We start from the raw sequence: 16,164 nt of genomic DNA, 5'->3' as shown, positions 1-16,164 counted from the left end.
GGGGTACAAAGCTCACTCAGGCACCACGCCCACGGTGCGGGCGAGGGCCTGGTGGATCTGGATTTCGGATTGGTAGAAGTGGTCCAGGGCGGCCAGCGACAGCGGTTCCTGGGGCTCGGTCCCATTGGCGCGCAGAAAGCTCTGGACCTCGGTGTCGCGCAGGGCCACACCAAAGGCCTGGTGCAGGCGATGCACCGCCGCATCAGGGGTATGACGCGCCACCAGCAGCGCGCCCCAGGCGGTGTATTCAAAGCCTTTGAGTGCTGCAGACTGCTGGCTCAAGGGCGCGACGTGCGGCAGAAGCGCAGGCGCATTGGCGGCGGTGCTGCCGACGGCGCGCAGCTTGCCCGTCTCCAGCATGTTCAGCGCTGCGCCGCCCAGCGGCACAAAGGACAGATCGATCTGATTGCCCATGAGGTCTTGCACGACCGGTGGCACACCCCGGTACGGCACATGCACCAGCGGCACGCCACACAGGCGCGCCCACTGCGTCCCCATCAGGTGGATCATCGAGCCTTGACCGATGTGCCCGAAGGTCAGCGGCTTGCCAGCGGCCGCCGCTTGCCGCGCAATGTCCAGCAGCTGTGCATGGGTGGTGGCGGGCATGTCGGCCCGGCCTGCCAGCACGTAGCTGGTTCGCCCCAGTGTGCCGATGGCGCGCATCTGCTCGGGCTTATAGCGCGCGCTGGCCAGTGACAAGGGGGTGAGGATGGGCTCGGTCTGCGATGCCACGACCAGCGTTGCACCATCGGCTGGCGCGTTCAGCATGCGCTGCACACCGATGGAGCCCCCAGCGCCCGGCAGGTTCTCGATGACGATGGTCTGGCCCAGTTCGCGCTGCATCACTGTCTGGAGCTTTCGGGCGAACACGTCGCTGGGATTGCCCGCAGGCTGGGGCACGATGAACGTGATGTGTCGGCCCGACTGCGCTCGGACCCACGGCGCAGCCATGCCTGCTGCCGCTGCCACCAGACAGGCGCGGCGACTGAGCCGAGTCTGCTGGGCCTGCACTGAGGAAAAAGGCGTGCTCATGCCATGCCTTTCACTGCGACTGCAGTACCCGGAGCACGATGAATGCGTGCAAATGCATAGACCGCCACTGCATCGATCACCAAGGCGGCCACCCCCAAGCTGCCATAGCCCCAGGCCTTGACCAGGGTGCCACCGAGGATGGGCCCAATGGCCGCACCAAACATCAGCATGGCAGGAGTCGCGGCCAGCGCACGGCCACTAGGGTCCAGCCGCGCCAGCACACCAAAGGCAAAGGTGTGCGTGAAGATCATTACGGCCGCAAACACGGCAGCCGCCGCCGCATAGGGTGCAAACACGGGCGAGTTCATGATCACCACCACCAGAAAAGCCTGCAGCGCAGGTCCCGCCAGCAGCACGTTGCGAGCTGCCCAGCGCTTTTCCAGCACCGCAGCCAGTGCCGCAGGGAAGAGGTTGACCACCCCCAGGGCAATGAGCACCCCGGTGACCGCCTGCAGGCCATAACCACGGTCGCTGCCCACGCGCTCCAGAAAGCTGAAGGTCATGGACTGCACCAATCCCAGGGCCGCGATGCCTGCCACACCCCACCAGACGGCGGCAGGCAAAGGCGTGGCAGGCGTCCGTGAACGCTCCGCACCACCCGCTATGTCAGGTGCGGGAAACGCCACTGCAGCAGTCACCGCCCCCACCGCCATGACACCGGCAAACACCTGGAACAGCACCGGCCCGCCCTGCTGCGCCACCAGCACCGGCGTGCCGCCGAGGAAAACAATGGCAAATACGCCCAGCGCTATGCCCACCAAGGCGAACATGCGGTGGGGGTTCTGGCTGCGGGCGATGGTGCCGTGCGTCACGCTCAGTGCCGCCCCCGCCGCCACCCCGGCAAGGGCGTGCAACAGCGCCAGCAAGGCAAACTGGTGAGTGGTGGAAGCCGCAGCAAAAGCTATGGCGGCGCAGGCAAACCCCACTGCCGCCACGCTGCGCCCGCGCAGCAACTGGAAGAACGGCGCCAGCACCAGGCTGGCCGCAACCGCTCCGGCCAGAAACAAGGTAGCCAGCAGGCCCGCCTGCTGCGGGTCAAAGCGGTACACCGAGATCAGCGTGCCCACCCACACCGGCAACGCGACCAGATCGACCATGCCCGCGCAATGGCCCACCATCAGGGCCACGCGGCCCCGCAGCGAATTGGTTGTGATCATGGCGACCTCGCTTCAGATGGGCTGGGCCAACGCCATGAGGGACTCCCGCATGATGCGTGAGTGCTCTTCCTTGTCGCCACCGTCGATCTCGATCTCGCCCAGGCGTGCCGAGTTCTCCACCACCATGCGGCAGCGCTCCCAGCGGCGGCTTTCAAAGGCCGCCAACGCAGCCGGCATGTCGCCCGCTGACTGCGCCAGTTCATCGGCCAGCACCAGCGCGTCCTCGATGCCGATGCAGGCGCCCGATGCAAGGTGGGGCGTGGTGGCGTGCACCGTGTCGCCGATCAGCACCACGCGCCCACGGGACCAGGGGCGGGGCATGAGCAGCCCTTCCAGCGGGCGGTACACGATCTGCGATTCCGGGCCGATCTGGCTGCGGATAGCCTGCAGCGTGGGGGCAGTAAAGCCCTCCAGCAGCGCGCGCAGGGCGTCCACAAACGTCGCTGGATCGACATGGTCGTTGGTGGGGCGCGGCTCGGTGACGAAGAGGTACATCTCGGTCTTGGAGACCGGGTTCACGCCGGGCTTGATCTGGGGCCCCATCCACATGGTGGCCGTCTCGATCTCTGGCGGCCGGGGCAGCACGGCGCGCCACACCGCCTGGCCGCTGTAGCGCGGCCGTGGGGCGTTTTCAAACACGGCTTCGCGCACCTTGGAGTAGAGCCCGTCCGCGCCGATCACCAGGTCATAGCGCTGGCGCTGGCCGTCGGTGAAAGTCACCAGCACCCCGTCGGCCTGCTGGTCGATGGCAGCGAAGGTGCACCCCAGGCGCACATGGGCACCCGCTGCGCGGGTGGCCTCGGCCAGGATGCGGGCCAGCACCGGGCGCAGGATGGCACCGCCGCCCGGCACATCGTCGCCCGCGATGCGGGGCGTGGGCAGTGTGGCCACCAGGGGGCCATGGGGCAGGTGCAGGTTCACGCCGTCCGAGGCGTTGCCCTGGGCCAGAAAGGCCTCCAGAACGCCCAGGCGTCGAAACGCCCGCAGCGTGGCGCCACCCAGGCTGATGCCGGCGCCATAGCTGCGCCAGCCGGGGTCGATCTCGACCAGATCCACCTGGGCGCCCTGCTTGCGCAGCTCAATGGCCGCTGCCATGCCGGAAAATCCGCCGCCAATAACCAGGATGCGTTGGGAAGATAGGCTCATGGGTTTGTCTCCTTGTTCATTTTTTTGGATTCGCCAGATGGACGTCGCCATTGGCTTGCAGGACCAGGGGTACGGGGGTGAGCGCATCGCCCAGGCACGGCCCCAGAGTGCACACCCCGGTGGCGATGTCAAACAGTGCGCCGTGGGCCGCGCAGACGATGCGGTCACCAGCCGCGTTCAGATACCGGTCCTTGCGCCATGCCATCGGGACGCCATCGTGGGGGCAGACGTTGGCATAGGCATGCAAACGCAGGCCCTGCCGCACGACGATGACCGTGTCCTGGCCGTGGCCTGCGGGGTCAAAGCCCCGCGATGCGCCGTCGGGCAGGTCGCTCCAGTGGCACAGCCTCATGGTGCCGGCTCAATGGTGCGCCTGCGCTGGCGGCGGGCCCGAGGGCGCCCACTTCTCGCGGTGCTGGAACAGGAACAGCTGCGAGGCATCGGCGCTCATCGGCACCTCCCGCGGCGCCCAGGTGTTGTCGTGCTGGTCCATGTCTGCGTCGTATTCGACATGGCAGCCCAGGGGCGAGTTGAAGTACCAGAACCAGTTGCTGCCGAACCGGTGGCGCCCGGGACCCCAGAAGCTCTGGTAGCCCTTCTCCACAAAGCGGGTGCCGGCCAGCAGCAACTCAGTGGGGCCGCCCATGTGGAAGGTGAAGTGCTCGCAACCTTTCATGAACGGGGGCGTCTGGATCATGAACAGCGTGTGGTGGTCTTGCGTGCCCGCAGGGCGCAGGAAGGGGCCGACGCCTGTGAACCGGTCTGTGCAGACAAAACCCAGGCGGGCATAAAACGCCTCGGCCTTGGCCGCGTCCGGAACGAAGTACACGACATGCGACAGCGAGCGGGGTCGCGCCACCAGGTCTGGCGGCAGACCCAGCGCGTTGGGAGCCCGCTGCGGCGCGGCCCCGGGGGCGTTGACGGATTCGGCAGGCAACGACAGAGGCTTGCGCACGGTGACCTGGAACGCGAGGGCAAAGCCCAGGTCGTCCGTGGTGCGCAGCACGCCGCCCCGGCGCACCACCACGCGGTCGCGGGTCAGTTCGGCCTCGATGGCATCGAGCGTGGCCGTGTCGGCTACGCCGTAGACGGTTTCGCGCAGCAGGCTGGCTGTGCCCAGCGAAGGCGGCAACGCCGGGTCGTCCTGAGCGCGTATCTCCACGGCCGTCCCGTCCAGTGCCTCGAAGCGCCCGCCCTGTGCTGTCACCCCGACCGGGGTCAGCCCGTAGTCCGTCAGGTACTGCGCGCAGGCGGCGATATCGTCCAAGCCAAAAACCAGCGCGTCGGGTCCAATGATGTTCATCTCTTGATCCTTTGTGGTGTCGGTGGTGCGGAGGGGCTTCAAGCCCTGCAGGCGGTGTGTCCGCCCAGGACTTCGGCCACCCAATCCGCGATGTAGTGGCCCGCATTGATGCTGTTGTCAAAGCTCGCGTGCTGCGAGCCGCCTTCGCGGTCGGTGAACACCTTGAGTTCTCGCCGGGGGCTATTGACCAGCTGCTCGTAGGTGCGGTGCGCCCACTTCAGCGGGATTTGCGAATCACGCTCGCCGTGCGTGACCAGGAAGGGCACGCGGATCTTCTCGACCACGCCGTCCAGGTGCACGTTCTGCGCGATCCGCATGAAGTCGTCGATGTCCTTGGCACCCCATACCCAGCACACGTGGGCCCAGTAGTGCGGCACCGGGAAGTCGCCTTCTTTCTGCAAGCGGCGCTCTTGCACATCGCGCCAGTCGTGGTTCGCGCCCCAGGCCACGCCGCAGGCAAAGCGCGGCTCCATCGCCACACTGCGCGGGCAGTAGTAACCCCCCAGGGACACGCCTTCGCAGCCGATGCGTTTCGGGTCCACGGCGGGGTGTTGCTCCAGCCAGTCCACCACGCGGCTGGCCCAGTGCTCGGTGTCGTACCGCGCGGTCAGTCCGTGCAGGCGCAGGGCTTCGCCGGTCCCTGGCTGATCCACCACCAGGGAGGATACGCCACGGTGGGCCAGCCACGCAGGCAGTCCGACCAGGTGCTTCATTTCCTTGGTCGAGTCCAGCCCGTTGAGCTGCACCAGAATCGGCGCCCGCTGGCCCGGCCGGAGCCCCTTGGCCGGGTAATAGAGGGCAGAGAGGTGGGTTCCCTCGTACGGAATTTCCACGCGCTCCACCGGATCGCCCAGCAGGGCCGAGCCTTTGAGGAACAGCTCCAGTTCGCTGCGGTAGATGGCCAGGCGGCCCGGTGCGTTGTGCGCCTGCAGCCGCTCAGCGGTGATCAGGTAGCTCGCAGCGCGCCGGTACTTCTCACCGGCCGAAAGCATGCGACCCCGGGCTTCGTCTTCTTCGGCCAGTCCGCAGAGCTTGTCGGCCATGCGCACCCAGGTCTCGCGAAAGGCCTGCGTGCCAGCAGCATCCGGGACCTTGGCGGCCTCTTGCAGGGGGGCGCACATCCCCTCGATCTCGCCGATGCGCGCGCCCATTTCAATGGCGAGATCGACGGACAGGTTCCAGACGTAGTTGGTGGGGAAATACTTGAACATCTATTTCAGACTCAGGGTTGGGAACTGCGGGGGCGCGGCGTGATGCCGATGCTGGCGAAGAAGCGGGCCGTGGCGGGGTCTGCGAAGTCCGGCACAAAGCGGAAGGCCCGGATCTGGCCGCTCTCGATGCGCAGCACATCGCTGCCGACGATGCGCTCCACGCCCGCCTTCTCGTACAGCGGGCTGCGCACCTCCAGCCGGGCGGTCAACTCACTGGCGCGCACCTCCACCGAAAGCACGGTGAGCCGTGCGCGCGGCTGCACCACGGTCTGGTCGATGTAGAGCGCCAGGCAGGTCGGGTTGTCCATCGGCGCAGTGCAAGCCGGGTAGTCCGATCGCTCGACGTCCGGGGCGATCAGCGCACGCACCGCACCCATGTCTGCCGCGTGCACGGCCTGCACATAGCGGTCGAAAACCGCCTGCGGCTCAGCAGGCGCGGCGGCACGGGCCAGCGCGCAGGCAGCAAGCAGGGGCAACGCCATCAGAGATTTGTGGGTCATGGTGTGCAATGCGAATGTGCGAGGTCAGTGCTTGATCCACAGCGGAATGGCGATCCCGATGCCCAGCACGTTGTTCTTGGTGGTATTGGCAGCGTAGATGCCCCGCTGGTAGCTCAGGCTCACGCTGAAGGGGCCGGCGTTGTAGTTGAGCGAAGGCCCCAGCGCAAAGCTGCGTGCGCGGTTGTCCTGGATGGTGGCACCGCCTTGCTTGTCGTCCGTGAACTGGTGAAGGTACGAACCCACCATGCCCATCTTCCAGGGGCCGACGTTCCAGCCAGCGGTGAATTCGCCCACATATCCGCTGCCCGAGCGGTAACGGGTGGTGCTGTTTTCACGGTTCACCATCAGGCGGTTGATGAGGCCAATATCCAGGCCGCTCGGATCGGTGTGGCGAATCCCGAGCACCGGCTGGACCGAGGCGTAGCCGGTGGACACGCTGGGCCGGTGCGGGTCGTAGGAGCCATTGGGCAGCGCGATGTCCAGGCCCGCCACGGCATAGGTTTTGTCTGTCAGGCTCCAGCGCAGCACGGCGGGCGAGACGGTGATGTTGGCCACCCCGCTGTGCCGCTCGCTGTGGCCGGCGACGTCAGTGCGTAAGGAGACGACAGGAATCACCAGCTGCGAATACAGCCGTGCGCCCAGCACCGTCATGTCGTAGGACGCCAGCAGCCGCGTGGTGGCCGAGGTTGCGCTCAGCTTGAACGGGATGGGTCGCTTGTCGCCGTGGTTGTCATACAGACCGCTGGAGGTGGTGTGGTGCACCTGCTCCAGCACAAACAACCCGGGAATGGGCGGCAGGCCGGCCACGTATTCGCCGGTCGATCCGACCGGGAAGGGCGACACGCCCCCTTCGAAAGCCTGGGCCTGGGGGGCGCACAGCAGGCTCAGCAACATGCAGCCCGTCGCCTGCCCGGCGCGGGAAAGTACCGTCTTCATCGTTGTCTCCTTTTTTCTACGCATCCAGCCAGGCTGGGCGTGTTTTCGCTTTGCTCGACAGGGCCTCGGTAGCACGGGTGGGCCCCTCATCGGGTCTGCCAGGTGGCAGGACGGGAGCGAGATTAAGATCGGCCTTAACTTAGATCAAATGGATTGATTCCATTCGCAGTATTGATTCCATGAATGGATCAAGGATCTCTGCGGGCCCCTGTTGCATCTGGCTGGGAGCGCGGAAGAGACCACATACCTTCATCAATGCCTGCTGCCCATGCGCTTTAACAAACTGGACCTGAACCTGCTCGTGGCACTGGACGCCCTGCTCACCGAACGCAGCATCAGCCGCGCCGGGGAGCGCCTGCACCTGAGCCAGCCCGCCACCAGCAACGCGCTGGCGCGCCTGCGCACCTATTTCGACGATGAGCTGCTGGTGCAGCAAGGCCGCACCATGGTGCTGACGCCGCGTGCCGAGGGGCTGCTGGACCCCGTGCGCGAGGTCCTGATGCGCATCGACAGCACCATCGCAGAAAAGCCCAGGTTCGACCCCGCCACCTCCACCCGCAGCTTCACCCTGCTGGTGTCCGATTTCACGACCACGGTGCTCATGCAACCGCTGATCGAGCAGCTGTTTCAGGAAGCGCCCGGGGTGCAACTGCACCTGCGTGCGCAGAACAATCGGCCTGTCGAGCAGTTGGAGGAATACGGGGCCGACGTCCTCATCATTCCCGAGCAATACGCCTCGCCCAGGCACCCGAGCGTCACGCTGTTCGAGGAAACCTACCTGTGCATCACCTGGGAGGGAAACCCACACATCTCCGAAGCGCTGAGCTTTGACGACTACCTGGCCGCCGGCCATGTGGTGGCCGACTATTCGGGCGCGCGGCACATCCCGGCGTTCGACGGCTGGTTTCTCGAACGCTTTGGCGTGAAGCGCCGCATCGAGATCTCGGCGCCCACCATGGCCGCCCTGCCCAGCCTGGTGATTGGCACCCACCGTGTGGCCACGGTGCACAAACGCATCGCCCTGCGTGCCGTTCAGCTCGGCCTGCCCGTGCGCATCTGGGAGCCGCCCCTGGAGATTCCGCCCATGCGCCAGAAGCTGCAGTGGCACCGGCACCGCGACAAGGACCCGGGGCTGGAGTGGCTGCGCGAGCGGGCCATCGCCGTGGCCGCGCGCATCTAGCCCACGCATGCCGCTGCGCTGCAGTGCGGTGCGGTGGGGTGGGGTGGGGTGCGCAAAATGTCCCGTTTTGATCGGAAACCTGGCCGAACACCGCCGCTATTGCCGAGGTGCGCAAGCCACAATCGGAACCCTTCGACGGCCACTTCCGCAACACCATGCCCTCTTCCCTGCGCCCCCGCGACCTCGCCCTGGCCCTGCTCGTCATCGTGGTCTGGGGCCTCAACTTTGCTGTCATCAAGGTGGGCGTGGCCGGAGTGCCGCCCCTGCTGCTGGGCGCGCTGCGCTACCTGCTCGCAGCCTTCCCCGCACTGCTGTTCGTCAAGCCTCCCAAGGTGCCCCTGCGGCTGTACCTGCTGTACGGCATGACCATGGCCGTGGGCCAGTTTGCGCTGCTGTTCACCGCCATCCACATCGGCATGCCCTCGGGCCTGGCCTCGCTGGTGCTGCAGTCGCAGTCGTTCTTCACCCTGCTGCTGGCCGCGTGGTGGCTGCGCGAAAAATGGCATGGCAACCAGGTGGCAGGCCTCGCGCTGGCGGGCTGCGGGCTGGTGCTGATCGGCAGCGCGCATGGCGCCTCCATGCCCCTGGCAGGCTTTGCGCTGACCGTGGCGGCAGCCGCCATGTGGGGCTGCGGCAATATCGTCACCCGCGCTGTGGGGCGGTATGGGCCGATGAACCAGTTTGCCTTCATCGTCTGGTCCAGCGTAGTGGCGCCGCTGCCTTTTGTGGCGCTGTCGCTGTGGCTGGACGGGCCCGCCACGGTGTGGGCGGCCGTGCAGCACCTGTCCTTCCAATCGATGGCCGCCGTGGCCTATATCGCGTGGATTTCGACGCTGCTGGGCTTCGGGCTGTGGACCTACCTCATGTCGCGCTACCCCGTGAACCGCGTGGCGCCGTTCACGCTGCTGGTGCCCGTGGTGGGCCTGACCACGGGCTGGGTGGCGTTTGGCGAGCAGTTGCTGCCCGTGCACTTTGCAGGCGCCGGGCTCTTGATGGCGGGCTTGGTGGTCAACGTGTTTGGCGGCCCGGCCTGGGCGGCCATGATGGGACGGCTGCGCGGCGCCCAGTAAACGGTCGGTCGGACGCAGGCCGCTACATCGCCAGCGGCAATTCGGTGGTCGAGAGCACGTTGCGCAGCACCATGAACGAGCGGACCTGCCGCACCCCCGGCAGGTAAAGCAGCTGCTCGGCATGCAGGCGGTTGAAACTGTCGTTGTCGCGCGTGCGCACCAGCATGAAGTAGTCGAACTCGCCGGTGACCACATGGCATTCCATGCAGCCGGATACCTTGGCAGCCGCCTTTTCAAACTCGGCAAACGACTCGGGCGTGGAGCGGTCCAGCACCACCCCAATCATCACCAGCATGCCCGCACCCACCGCCTGGGGGTTGAGCAGCGCCACCACCTTATCGATGAGTCCCAGACGCCTGAGGCGCTCCACCCGGCGCAGGCAGGCGGGAGGGCTCAGATGCACCTTCTCGGCCAGTGCCACGTTGGAGAGCGACGCATCACGCTGCAGCTGACGCAGGATGGCTTTGTCGGTGCGGTCCAGCTCGGCCGAGACATCAGCCAGCGGCGCATTCTTGGGACGAACTTTTGTTGCGCTCATAGGTCACCCAGAGAAATATTTACCGCTCATATTCTTATACATTAACCTTAAACACTGAAATTTTGGAAAATTTTGCAACCACTTGACGCGCGTGTTTTTCTACGATGAAGGCACTGCAAGCCCCCCGCTTGCGCCTCCTCTTCATCGACCGGAACACCGCCATGAACCTGCAGAAATTTGCCCGCCACCCGCTCACCTTCGGCCCCTCTCCCATCACGGCGCTGCCGCGCCTGTCGGCCCACCTCGGCGGCAAGGTGCACCTGTACGCCAAGCGCGAGGACTGCAACTCGGGCCTCGCCTTCGGCGGCAACAAGACGCGCAAGCTCGAATACCTGATCCCCGAGGCCATCGCAGGCGGCTACGACACGCTGGTCTCCATCGGCGGTATCCAGTCCAACCAGACGCGCCAGGTGGCCGCCGTGGCTGCACACCTGGGCATGAAGTGCGTGCTGGTGCAAGAGAACTGGGTCAACTACTCCGACGCGGTGTACGACCGCGTAGGCAACATCGAGATGAGCCGCATCATGGGCGCCGACGTGCGCCTGGACGCCGCAGGCTTTGACATCGGCATCCGCCCCAGCTGGGAACAGGCCATGGAGGACGTGAAGAAGGCTGGCGGCAAGCCCTTCCCCATCCCCGCAGGCTGCTCCGAGCACCCGTACGGTGGCCTGGGCTTTGTGGGCTTTGCCGAGGAGGTGCGCCAGCAAGAAAAAGAGCTGGGCTTTCAGTTCGACTACATCGTCGTGTGCTCGGTCACGGGCAGTACGCAGGCGGGCATGGTGGTGGGTTTTGCCGCCGATGGCCGTGCGCGCAAGGTGATCGGTATCGATGCCTCCGCCAAGCCCGAAAAGACCCATGCCCAGGTGCTGCGCATCGCGCAGAACACCGCCAAGCTGGTGGAGCTGGGCCAGGAGATCACGGCCGAGGACGTGGTCCTGGACACCCGCTACGGCGGCCCCGAGTACGGCCTGCCCAACGAGGGCACGCTCGAAGCGATTCGCCTGTGTGCGCGCCAGGAGGGCATGCTGACCGACCCGGTGTACGAGGGCAAGTCCATGCACGGAATGATCGACATGGTGCGCAAGGGCGAATTCCCCGAAGGCTCCCGCGTGCTCTATGCGCACCTGGGAGGGGTGCCGGCGTTGAACGCCTACAGCTTTCTTTTTCGCAACGGCTGATGCGTCCACGGAGCAGCAACGGCTGGCGCAGCTGGCCGGGCTGTCATTGATCTGAGCGCCTGTTCGAAAGTGCCCTGGCCGCAAGGCCGGGCCCACCCGCTTCCCCGTCCCAAGGAGTCCCCATGAAGTGCTTGCAGCTTGTCAGTCGGCGTAGCGTGATCCTCGTGGCGGCAGCCGCGGCGGGGCTGGGACTCGGCACGTGGCGGCTCGCCTATGCCGACAGTTATCCCGCCAAGCCGGTGCAGTTGGTCGTGCCCTTTCCGCCAGGGGGCGCCGTGGACATCGTGGGCCGCACCATCAGCAAGAAGCTGGGCGACCGGCTGGGCCAGCCCATCGTGGTGGAGAACAAGGCGGGCGCAGGTACGGTGGTGGGTGCAGCGTATGTGGCCAATGCGCCCGCCGATGGCTACACGCTGCTGATCAGTTCTGGCTCCACCTTCACCGTAAACCCCGCGCTGAACGCCAAGCTGCCCTACGACCCCGTCAAAAGCTACGAGCCCGTCGGCCTCGTCGCCCGTGTGCCCCTGATTCTGCTGGCCCACCGCGATGTACCCGTCAACAACCTCCGGCAGCTGATCGCTGCCGTTCAGCGCACGCCCGACAAGTTCTCCTACGGCTCGTTTGGCAACGGAACCACGGGGCATTTCGCAGCCGAGCTGACCTGGTCGGCCGCGGGCATCAAGCTGATGCACGTACCTTACCGGGGCAGCGCCCCCGCCATGGCCGACCTGATGGGCGGGCAGATCCCCTTCACCATCGACACCGTGGCGGCAGCACTGCCACAGCTCAAGGCTGGCAAGATCAAGGCCATCGCCGTCACGGGCGCCACGCGGGCCACGCAGCTGCCCGACGTGCCCACGGTGGCAGAAAGTGGCTTCCCGGGGTTCTCGGCCGATTCCTGGCTGGCCGTGGTCGCGCCGCGCGGCCTGCCCGCCGAGGCGAAGGCCAAATTGCACAAGGCCCTGGCCGAGACCCTGGCGGACGCCGAAATCCGCAGCAAGCTCATCGCCGCAGGGCTGGAGCCGTCTTACGCGACGGGCGATGCCGTGCTGGCGCAGATCGAAGACGAGTTGCCACGCATGCGCGCCATTGCCCAGCGCGCGCAAATTCGGGCGGACTGAACCCGCCCAGCCACGGGCGGCTTGCACTCTTGGCCGTCAGGCCGCCAGCAGCTTCTGCACCCGCTCGCGCAGCAGTGTGGGCTGCACCTCGGTCGATGCCACGGCAGAGCCCACATTCAGCCCCACGCGGCTGTAGAACCCCCTGCGGAACGGCCGCACCATGGCGCCGCCCTTTTCAATGCGGCTGAAGTACGAGCCCCACAGGTTGGTCAGCGCCATGGGAATCACCGGGGCCTCCACGCCCTCAGCACGCGCACGCTCGATGATCTTCATGATGCCGCCCTTGAACTCCTGCAGCTGCCCGTCCTTGGTGATGCCACCCTCAGGGAAGATGGCCAGCAGATCGCCTTCGCGCAACACCTGGGCCGCGCGGTCAAAGGCCGCTTCGTAGGTCTTCGGGTCTTCCTTGTACGGCGCAATCGGGATCGCCTTGGCCAGGCGGAACAGCCAGCCCAGCACGGGCACGCGGAAGATGCGGTGGTCCATCACGAAGTAGATGGGGCGCGGGCTGGCCGCCATGAGCAGCACCGCATCCACAAAGCTCACGTGGTTGCACGCCAGGATGGCCGCGCCGGTGGACGGCAGGTTCTCGTCGCCTTGCACCTTGAAGCGGTACACGAACCGCGAAGACACCCAGGCGACGAAGCGCAGCAGGTACTCGGGCACCAGCATGAAGATATAGAACGCCACCACGGCGTTGGCCAGGCCGGTGAACAGGAAAATCTGCGGCACCGTGAAACCCGCGCCCAGCAAAGAGCCTGCGATGAGCGAGCTGCCGATCATGAACAGCGCGTTCAGGATGTTGTTGGCCGCGATGATGCGCGCACGGTGCGTGGGCTGGCTGCGCATCTGGATCAGCGCGTACATGGGCACGCTGTACAGGCCCGCAAACAGGCTGAGCAGCGCCAGGTCGAGCATCACGCGCCAGTGCGCGCCCTGGGCCATGAAGGCGGCCAGGCCCATGATCTCGGACGCCGGCAGGCTGCGCGACGCGAAGTACAGGTCGATGGAGAACACGCTCATGCCGATGGCGCCCAGCGGCACCAGGCCGATCTCGACGTGTCGGCGCGAGAGCACCTCGCACAGCAGCGAGCCCACACCAATGCCGATGGAGAACACCACCAGCAGCAGCGACGCCACCTGCTCGTTGCCATGCAGCACGTTCTTGGCCAAGCTGGGGAACTGGCTCAGGAACACCGCGCCGAAGAACCACATCCAGCTGATGCCCAGCAGCGAGCGGAACACCACAATGTTCTCGTGCGCCAGCTTGAGGTTGCGCCAGGTTTCGGTGAAGGGATTCCAGTTGATGGTGAGACCCGGGTCGGTGGCCGGCACGGACGGAATGAACTGCGCCACCGCGCGTCCCGCCAGGGCCGCCACCACACAGGCCACGGCCACCGTGGTGTGGCCGATGCCCGGGATGGCCACCAGCAATCCACCCGCCACATTGCCTAGCAGGATGGCCACAAACGTGCCCATCTCGACCATGCCGTTGCCGCCCGTCAGCTCACGCTCGTTGAGCACCTGGGGCATATAGGCAAACTTGACCGGGCCAAACAGCGTGGAGTGCACGCCCATCAAGAAGGTGCACAGCAGCAGGATGGGGATATTGCCCGCGATGAAACCAACGGCCGCCACCAGCATGATGGCGATCTCCAGGTTCTTCACGAAGCGGATCATCTTCGTCTTGTCGTACTTGTCGGTCAGCTGGCCCGAAGTGGCCGAGAACAGCAAGAACGGCAGGATGAACAGGGCGCCGATCACAAGCCCCGCCATGGCCGGCGGCAGCCAGTCCACGCTGAGCTGGTACGTCACCATCACCGTGAAGGCGAACTTGAAGAGGTTGTCATTGGCCGCCCCAGAGAACTGGGTCCAGAAGAATGGCGCAAACCGCCGCTGGCGCAGCAAGGCAAACTGGTTCGGGTCCTCGTGCGTGGGCGCTGGGGCCACGCTGGTGGAGGCGGTGTCGGGGCTCATGCGTTTCTCCTCGTTTCCGATGGGTTGGCTTGTTGGAATTTTCCGAACCTGCGCTTCATGCGCCGGATCTGCGGGCGACACCCACGGCGTGGGCGCCATTCTGCCCGGACGGCATGACCAGCGACATCGCCGCCGCGTCACTGTGGCGCAAAGCCACCAGCGCCCCCAGTGCCGTCAGCACCGGCCAGGCCGCGCCCGCCGCCAGCACATGCTTGAGGCTGTGGCCTGACACCCATCCGCCCGTGGCCTCGAACACCGAGTGGTCTGCCGTCTCCAGCAGCTTGGCCAGGGCGTACAACAGCACCACCACGCCCAGGTGCAGAGCCAGACCATCGACCCGGCGTGGAAGGCATGCCAGCACCAGCACCACGAGCAGACCACCCAGTTGCACCACGGCCCAGGGCAACAGGTTGCCGGTGTGCACCCAGACCCACACGGCCAGTGGCCCGGCCAGCAGCACGGAGCCTGCAGCGACCACGCCCGCCCGCGCGCTCACCCGGCTGGCCGCCGCCAGGCCCAGCAGCCCCGCAAAGGGCAGCACCATGCCCAAACGGTCCCACAGCAGGCCCGCGTCCTGCGGTTGCCAGTGGTACAGCGCCGAGCCTGCGGCGGTGCACAGCAGCCCGCCAAAGAACAGGGCGGCCAGCGCACGGGGGGTGGCGTCCAGAGCGCCCGACGGCACACGGCGCAGCACCCACCAACCCCATGCACCCGCCAACGCAAAGGCCAGGTTGCTCAACACATCGAGCGCACAGGGAATGCCCCACAACGTGCGCTGGTCGGCAAAGTCATGCTGGTGCTGACTGGCGGGCAGCCCCGGGCCAAACAGCGCCAGCGCGAGCAGCGCGGCCACGCCCAGCAGCAGGCCGGTTTCGGCACAGGACAGGCGCGGCAGCGTTGCCAGGCCGCGCAAACGAAGGGGAGTCACAGAAGCAATACGCATCACACACACCGTAGAAAGTGAACGATGCCGCGCAGTGTGGGCAGCGGCCGCATCGGCCGCCTCAAAAAGTCGCGCAAGGGGCTACCCACGCACCTTCGGGTATTGATAATCGATACCCAGGAGTCCCCAACCCATGAGCACGACCGCCGACCTTGTCACCGCCCTCAAAAAAGAACTCAAGACCGCGCAGATGACCTACGCCGACCTGGCGCAGGCGCTGGGCATGGCCGAGTCCAGCGTCAAGCGCATGCTGGCCAAGGGCGACATGCCGCTGTCGCGCATCGATGCCATCTGCCGCGCGCTGGCGCTGGACTTTGCCGACCTGGCGCGGCGCGTGGCCGACGAGCAGCCCTTGCTGAAAGAGCTGACCCACGAGCAGGAAAAAGCCGTGGTGGCGGACAAGAAGCTGCTGCTGATGGCAATTTGTGTGCTGAGCCAGTGGACGCTGGAGCAGGTGACCGGCTACTACCGCCTGACGGAGGCCGAAGGCATCAAGTACCTGGCGCAGCTGGACCGCATCGGCATCATCGAGCTGCGGCCGCTCAACCGCTACCGCCTCAAGCTGGCCAAGACCTTCCGCTGGCGCCCACATGGCCCGGTGATGAACTACTTCCGCGACCATGCGCTGCTGGACTACTTTGCGGGCGGCTTTGACGGACTGGGCGAAGGCGTGCTGCTGGTGCACGGCAACATCAGCCGCAGCCTGGCGCCCGCCTTCATGGAGCGCATGCAGCGCGTGGCGCAGGACTTTGCCCAGCAGCACCTGGCCGACCAGAAGCTGCCCGACCGCGAGCGCGAGGGCTACACCCTGCTGCTGGCGATGCGCAGCTGGGAGTTTGAGGCGTTTGCCAGCATGCGGCGGTAAGCGTCCT

The 16,164-nt window shown here is 66.3% G+C and carries 16 protein-coding genes; 5 read left to right on the top strand and 11 right to left on the bottom strand.

What is annotated here, in order from left to right:
* Positions 1-12: 12 nt before the first annotated feature.
* From IB236_RS20660 to IB236_RS20625, 8 genes are read right to left on the bottom strand one after another with little or no spacing between them, the layout of a single operon-like run.
* On the bottom strand, positions 13-1,032 hold the full coding sequence (locus IB236_RS20660) for a tripartite tricarboxylate transporter substrate binding protein (RefSeq protein ID WP_192422022.1): 1,020 nt from the start codon (positions 1,030-1,032) through the stop codon (positions 13-15).
* A complete protein-coding gene (locus IB236_RS20655) occupies positions 1,029-2,189 on the bottom strand; it encodes an MFS transporter (RefSeq protein WP_192422020.1) in 1,161 nt (386 codons plus the stop codon). The genes IB236_RS20660 and IB236_RS20655 overlap by 4 nt, the downstream gene beginning before the upstream one ends.
* A gap of 12 nt (positions 2,190-2,201) precedes the next feature.
* Complete coding sequence (locus tag IB236_RS20650; RefSeq protein ID WP_192422018.1) at positions 2,202-3,335, bottom strand: FAD-dependent oxidoreductase; 1,134 nt, start codon at positions 3,333-3,335, stop codon at positions 2,202-2,204.
* A 16-nt stretch (positions 3,336-3,351) separates the two neighbouring features.
* Positions 3,352-3,687, bottom strand: a complete 336-nt coding sequence (locus IB236_RS20645; RefSeq protein ID WP_192422016.1) for a Rieske (2Fe-2S) protein — start codon at positions 3,685-3,687, stop codon at positions 3,352-3,354.
* Between the two features lie 9 nt (positions 3,688-3,696).
* Complete coding sequence (locus IB236_RS20640; protein ID WP_192422014.1) at positions 3,697-4,638, bottom strand: VOC family protein; 942 nt, start codon at positions 4,636-4,638, stop codon at positions 3,697-3,699.
* A gap of 38 nt (positions 4,639-4,676) precedes the next feature.
* Positions 4,677-5,849 (bottom strand): S9 family peptidase, encoded by a 1,173-nt coding sequence (locus IB236_RS20635; protein ID WP_192422012.1) that lies wholly within the window; start codon positions 5,847-5,849, stop codon positions 4,677-4,679.
* Positions 5,850-5,860: 11 nt separating this feature from the next.
* Positions 5,861-6,349 (bottom strand): hypothetical protein, encoded by a 489-nt coding sequence (locus tag IB236_RS20630; RefSeq protein WP_192422010.1) that lies wholly within the window; start codon positions 6,347-6,349, stop codon positions 5,861-5,863.
* Positions 6,350-6,373: 24 nt separating this feature from the next.
* Positions 6,374-7,285: a transporter gene (locus IB236_RS20625; RefSeq protein ID WP_225581283.1), complete on the bottom strand. Its 912-nt coding sequence runs from the start codon at positions 7,283-7,285 to the stop codon at positions 6,374-6,376.
* A gap of 268 nt (positions 7,286-7,553) precedes the next feature.
* Here IB236_RS20625 and IB236_RS20620 point away from each other — a divergent pair, with 268 nt between their 5' ends.
* Positions 7,554-8,465 (top strand): LysR family transcriptional regulator, encoded by a 912-nt coding sequence (locus IB236_RS20620; protein WP_146872068.1) that lies wholly within the window; start codon positions 7,554-7,556, stop codon positions 8,463-8,465.
* Positions 8,466-8,620: 155 nt separating this feature from the next.
* Positions 8,621-9,535 (top strand): EamA family transporter, encoded by a 915-nt coding sequence (locus tag IB236_RS20615; RefSeq protein ID WP_056065464.1) that lies wholly within the window; start codon positions 8,621-8,623, stop codon positions 9,533-9,535.
* A gap of 22 nt (positions 9,536-9,557) precedes the next feature.
* Here IB236_RS20615 and IB236_RS20610 read toward each other — a convergent pair whose 3' ends face one another.
* Positions 9,558-10,073, bottom strand: a complete 516-nt coding sequence (locus IB236_RS20610) for an Lrp/AsnC family transcriptional regulator (protein ID WP_116748111.1) — start codon at positions 10,071-10,073, stop codon at positions 9,558-9,560.
* Positions 10,074-10,234: 161 nt separating this feature from the next.
* Between IB236_RS20610 and IB236_RS20605 the strand changes: the two genes are divergently transcribed.
* Together IB236_RS20605 and IB236_RS20600 are read left to right on the top strand one after the other, a co-directional pair.
* On the top strand, positions 10,235-11,251 hold the full coding sequence (locus IB236_RS20605; RefSeq protein WP_056172646.1) for a 1-aminocyclopropane-1-carboxylate deaminase: 1,017 nt from the start codon (positions 10,235-10,237) through the stop codon (positions 11,249-11,251).
* A gap of 122 nt (positions 11,252-11,373) precedes the next feature.
* A complete protein-coding gene (locus IB236_RS20600; protein ID WP_192422004.1) occupies positions 11,374-12,372 on the top strand; it encodes a tripartite tricarboxylate transporter substrate binding protein in 999 nt (332 codons plus the stop codon).
* A gap of 36 nt (positions 12,373-12,408) precedes the next feature.
* Here IB236_RS20600 and IB236_RS20595 read toward each other — a convergent pair whose 3' ends face one another.
* Both IB236_RS20595 and IB236_RS20590 read right to left on the bottom strand, forming a co-directional pair.
* Positions 12,409-14,349 (bottom strand): MFS transporter, encoded by a 1,941-nt coding sequence (locus IB236_RS20595; protein WP_192422003.1) that lies wholly within the window; start codon positions 14,347-14,349, stop codon positions 12,409-12,411.
* Between the two features lie 55 nt (positions 14,350-14,404).
* Complete coding sequence (locus IB236_RS20590) at positions 14,405-15,292, bottom strand: hypothetical protein (RefSeq protein ID WP_225581282.1); 888 nt, start codon at positions 15,290-15,292, stop codon at positions 14,405-14,407.
* Between the two features lie 133 nt (positions 15,293-15,425).
* On the opposite strand from IB236_RS20590, the gene IB236_RS20585 reads away from it, so the two are divergent.
* Complete coding sequence (locus IB236_RS20585) at positions 15,426-16,157, top strand: helix-turn-helix transcriptional regulator (protein ID WP_099729114.1); 732 nt, start codon at positions 15,426-15,428, stop codon at positions 16,155-16,157.
* The last annotated feature ends 7 nt before the right edge of the window (positions 16,158-16,164 follow it).

The sequence above is a fragment of the Acidovorax sp. ACV02 genome (genome assembly GCF_014851475.1).
In the GTDB taxonomy this organism is placed as follows: domain Bacteria; phylum Pseudomonadota; class Gammaproteobacteria; order Burkholderiales; family Burkholderiaceae_C; genus Acidovorax; species Acidovorax delafieldii.
The sequence above is the reverse complement of the archived record's forward strand: the minus strand, read 5'-3'. Positions and strand labels throughout refer to the sequence as shown.

What these genes read in the sequence shown, in the direction of transcription:
- IB236_RS20660 (WP_192422022.1), bottom strand. Translation starts at nt 1,032, where the DNA reads ATGAGCACGCCTTTTTCCTCAGTGCAGGCCCAGCAGACTCGGCTCAGT.
- IB236_RS20655 (WP_192422020.1), bottom strand. Translation starts at nt 2,189, where the DNA reads ATGATCACAACCAATTCGCTGCGGGGCCGCGTGGCCCTGATGGTGGGC.
- IB236_RS20650 (WP_192422018.1), bottom strand. Translation starts at nt 3,335, where the DNA reads ATGAGCCTATCTTCCCAACGCATCCTGGTTATTGGCGGCGGATTTTCC.
- IB236_RS20645 (WP_192422016.1), bottom strand. Translation starts at nt 3,687, where the DNA reads ATGAGGCTGTGCCACTGGAGCGACCTGCCCGACGGCGCATCGCGGGGC.
- IB236_RS20640 (WP_192422014.1), bottom strand. Translation starts at nt 4,638, where the DNA reads ATGAACATCATTGGACCCGACGCGCTGGTTTTTGGCTTGGACGATATC.
- IB236_RS20635 (WP_192422012.1), bottom strand. Translation starts at nt 5,849, where the DNA reads ATGTTCAAGTATTTCCCCACCAACTACGTCTGGAACCTGTCCGTCGAT.
- IB236_RS20630 (WP_192422010.1), bottom strand. Translation starts at nt 6,349, where the DNA reads ATGACCCACAAATCTCTGATGGCGTTGCCCCTGCTTGCTGCCTGCGCG.
- IB236_RS20625 (WP_225581283.1), bottom strand. Translation starts at nt 7,285, where the DNA reads ATGAAGACGGTACTTTCCCGCGCCGGGCAGGCGACGGGCTGCATGTTG.
- IB236_RS20620 (WP_146872068.1), top strand. Translation starts at nt 7,554, where the DNA reads ATGCGCTTTAACAAACTGGACCTGAACCTGCTCGTGGCACTGGACGCC.
- IB236_RS20615 (WP_056065464.1), top strand. Translation starts at nt 8,621, where the DNA reads ATGCCCTCTTCCCTGCGCCCCCGCGACCTCGCCCTGGCCCTGCTCGTC.
- IB236_RS20610 (WP_116748111.1), bottom strand. Translation starts at nt 10,073, where the DNA reads ATGAGCGCAACAAAAGTTCGTCCCAAGAATGCGCCGCTGGCTGATGTC.
- IB236_RS20605 (WP_056172646.1), top strand. Translation starts at nt 10,235, where the DNA reads ATGAACCTGCAGAAATTTGCCCGCCACCCGCTCACCTTCGGCCCCTCT.
- IB236_RS20600 (WP_192422004.1), top strand. Translation starts at nt 11,374, where the DNA reads ATGAAGTGCTTGCAGCTTGTCAGTCGGCGTAGCGTGATCCTCGTGGCG.
- IB236_RS20595 (WP_192422003.1), bottom strand. Translation starts at nt 14,349, where the DNA reads ATGAGCCCCGACACCGCCTCCACCAGCGTGGCCCCAGCGCCCACGCAC.
- IB236_RS20590 (WP_225581282.1), bottom strand. Translation starts at nt 15,292, where the DNA reads ATGCGTATTGCTTCTGTGACTCCCCTTCGTTTGCGCGGCCTGGCAACG.
- IB236_RS20585 (WP_099729114.1), top strand. Translation starts at nt 15,426, where the DNA reads ATGAGCACGACCGCCGACCTTGTCACCGCCCTCAAAAAAGAACTCAAG.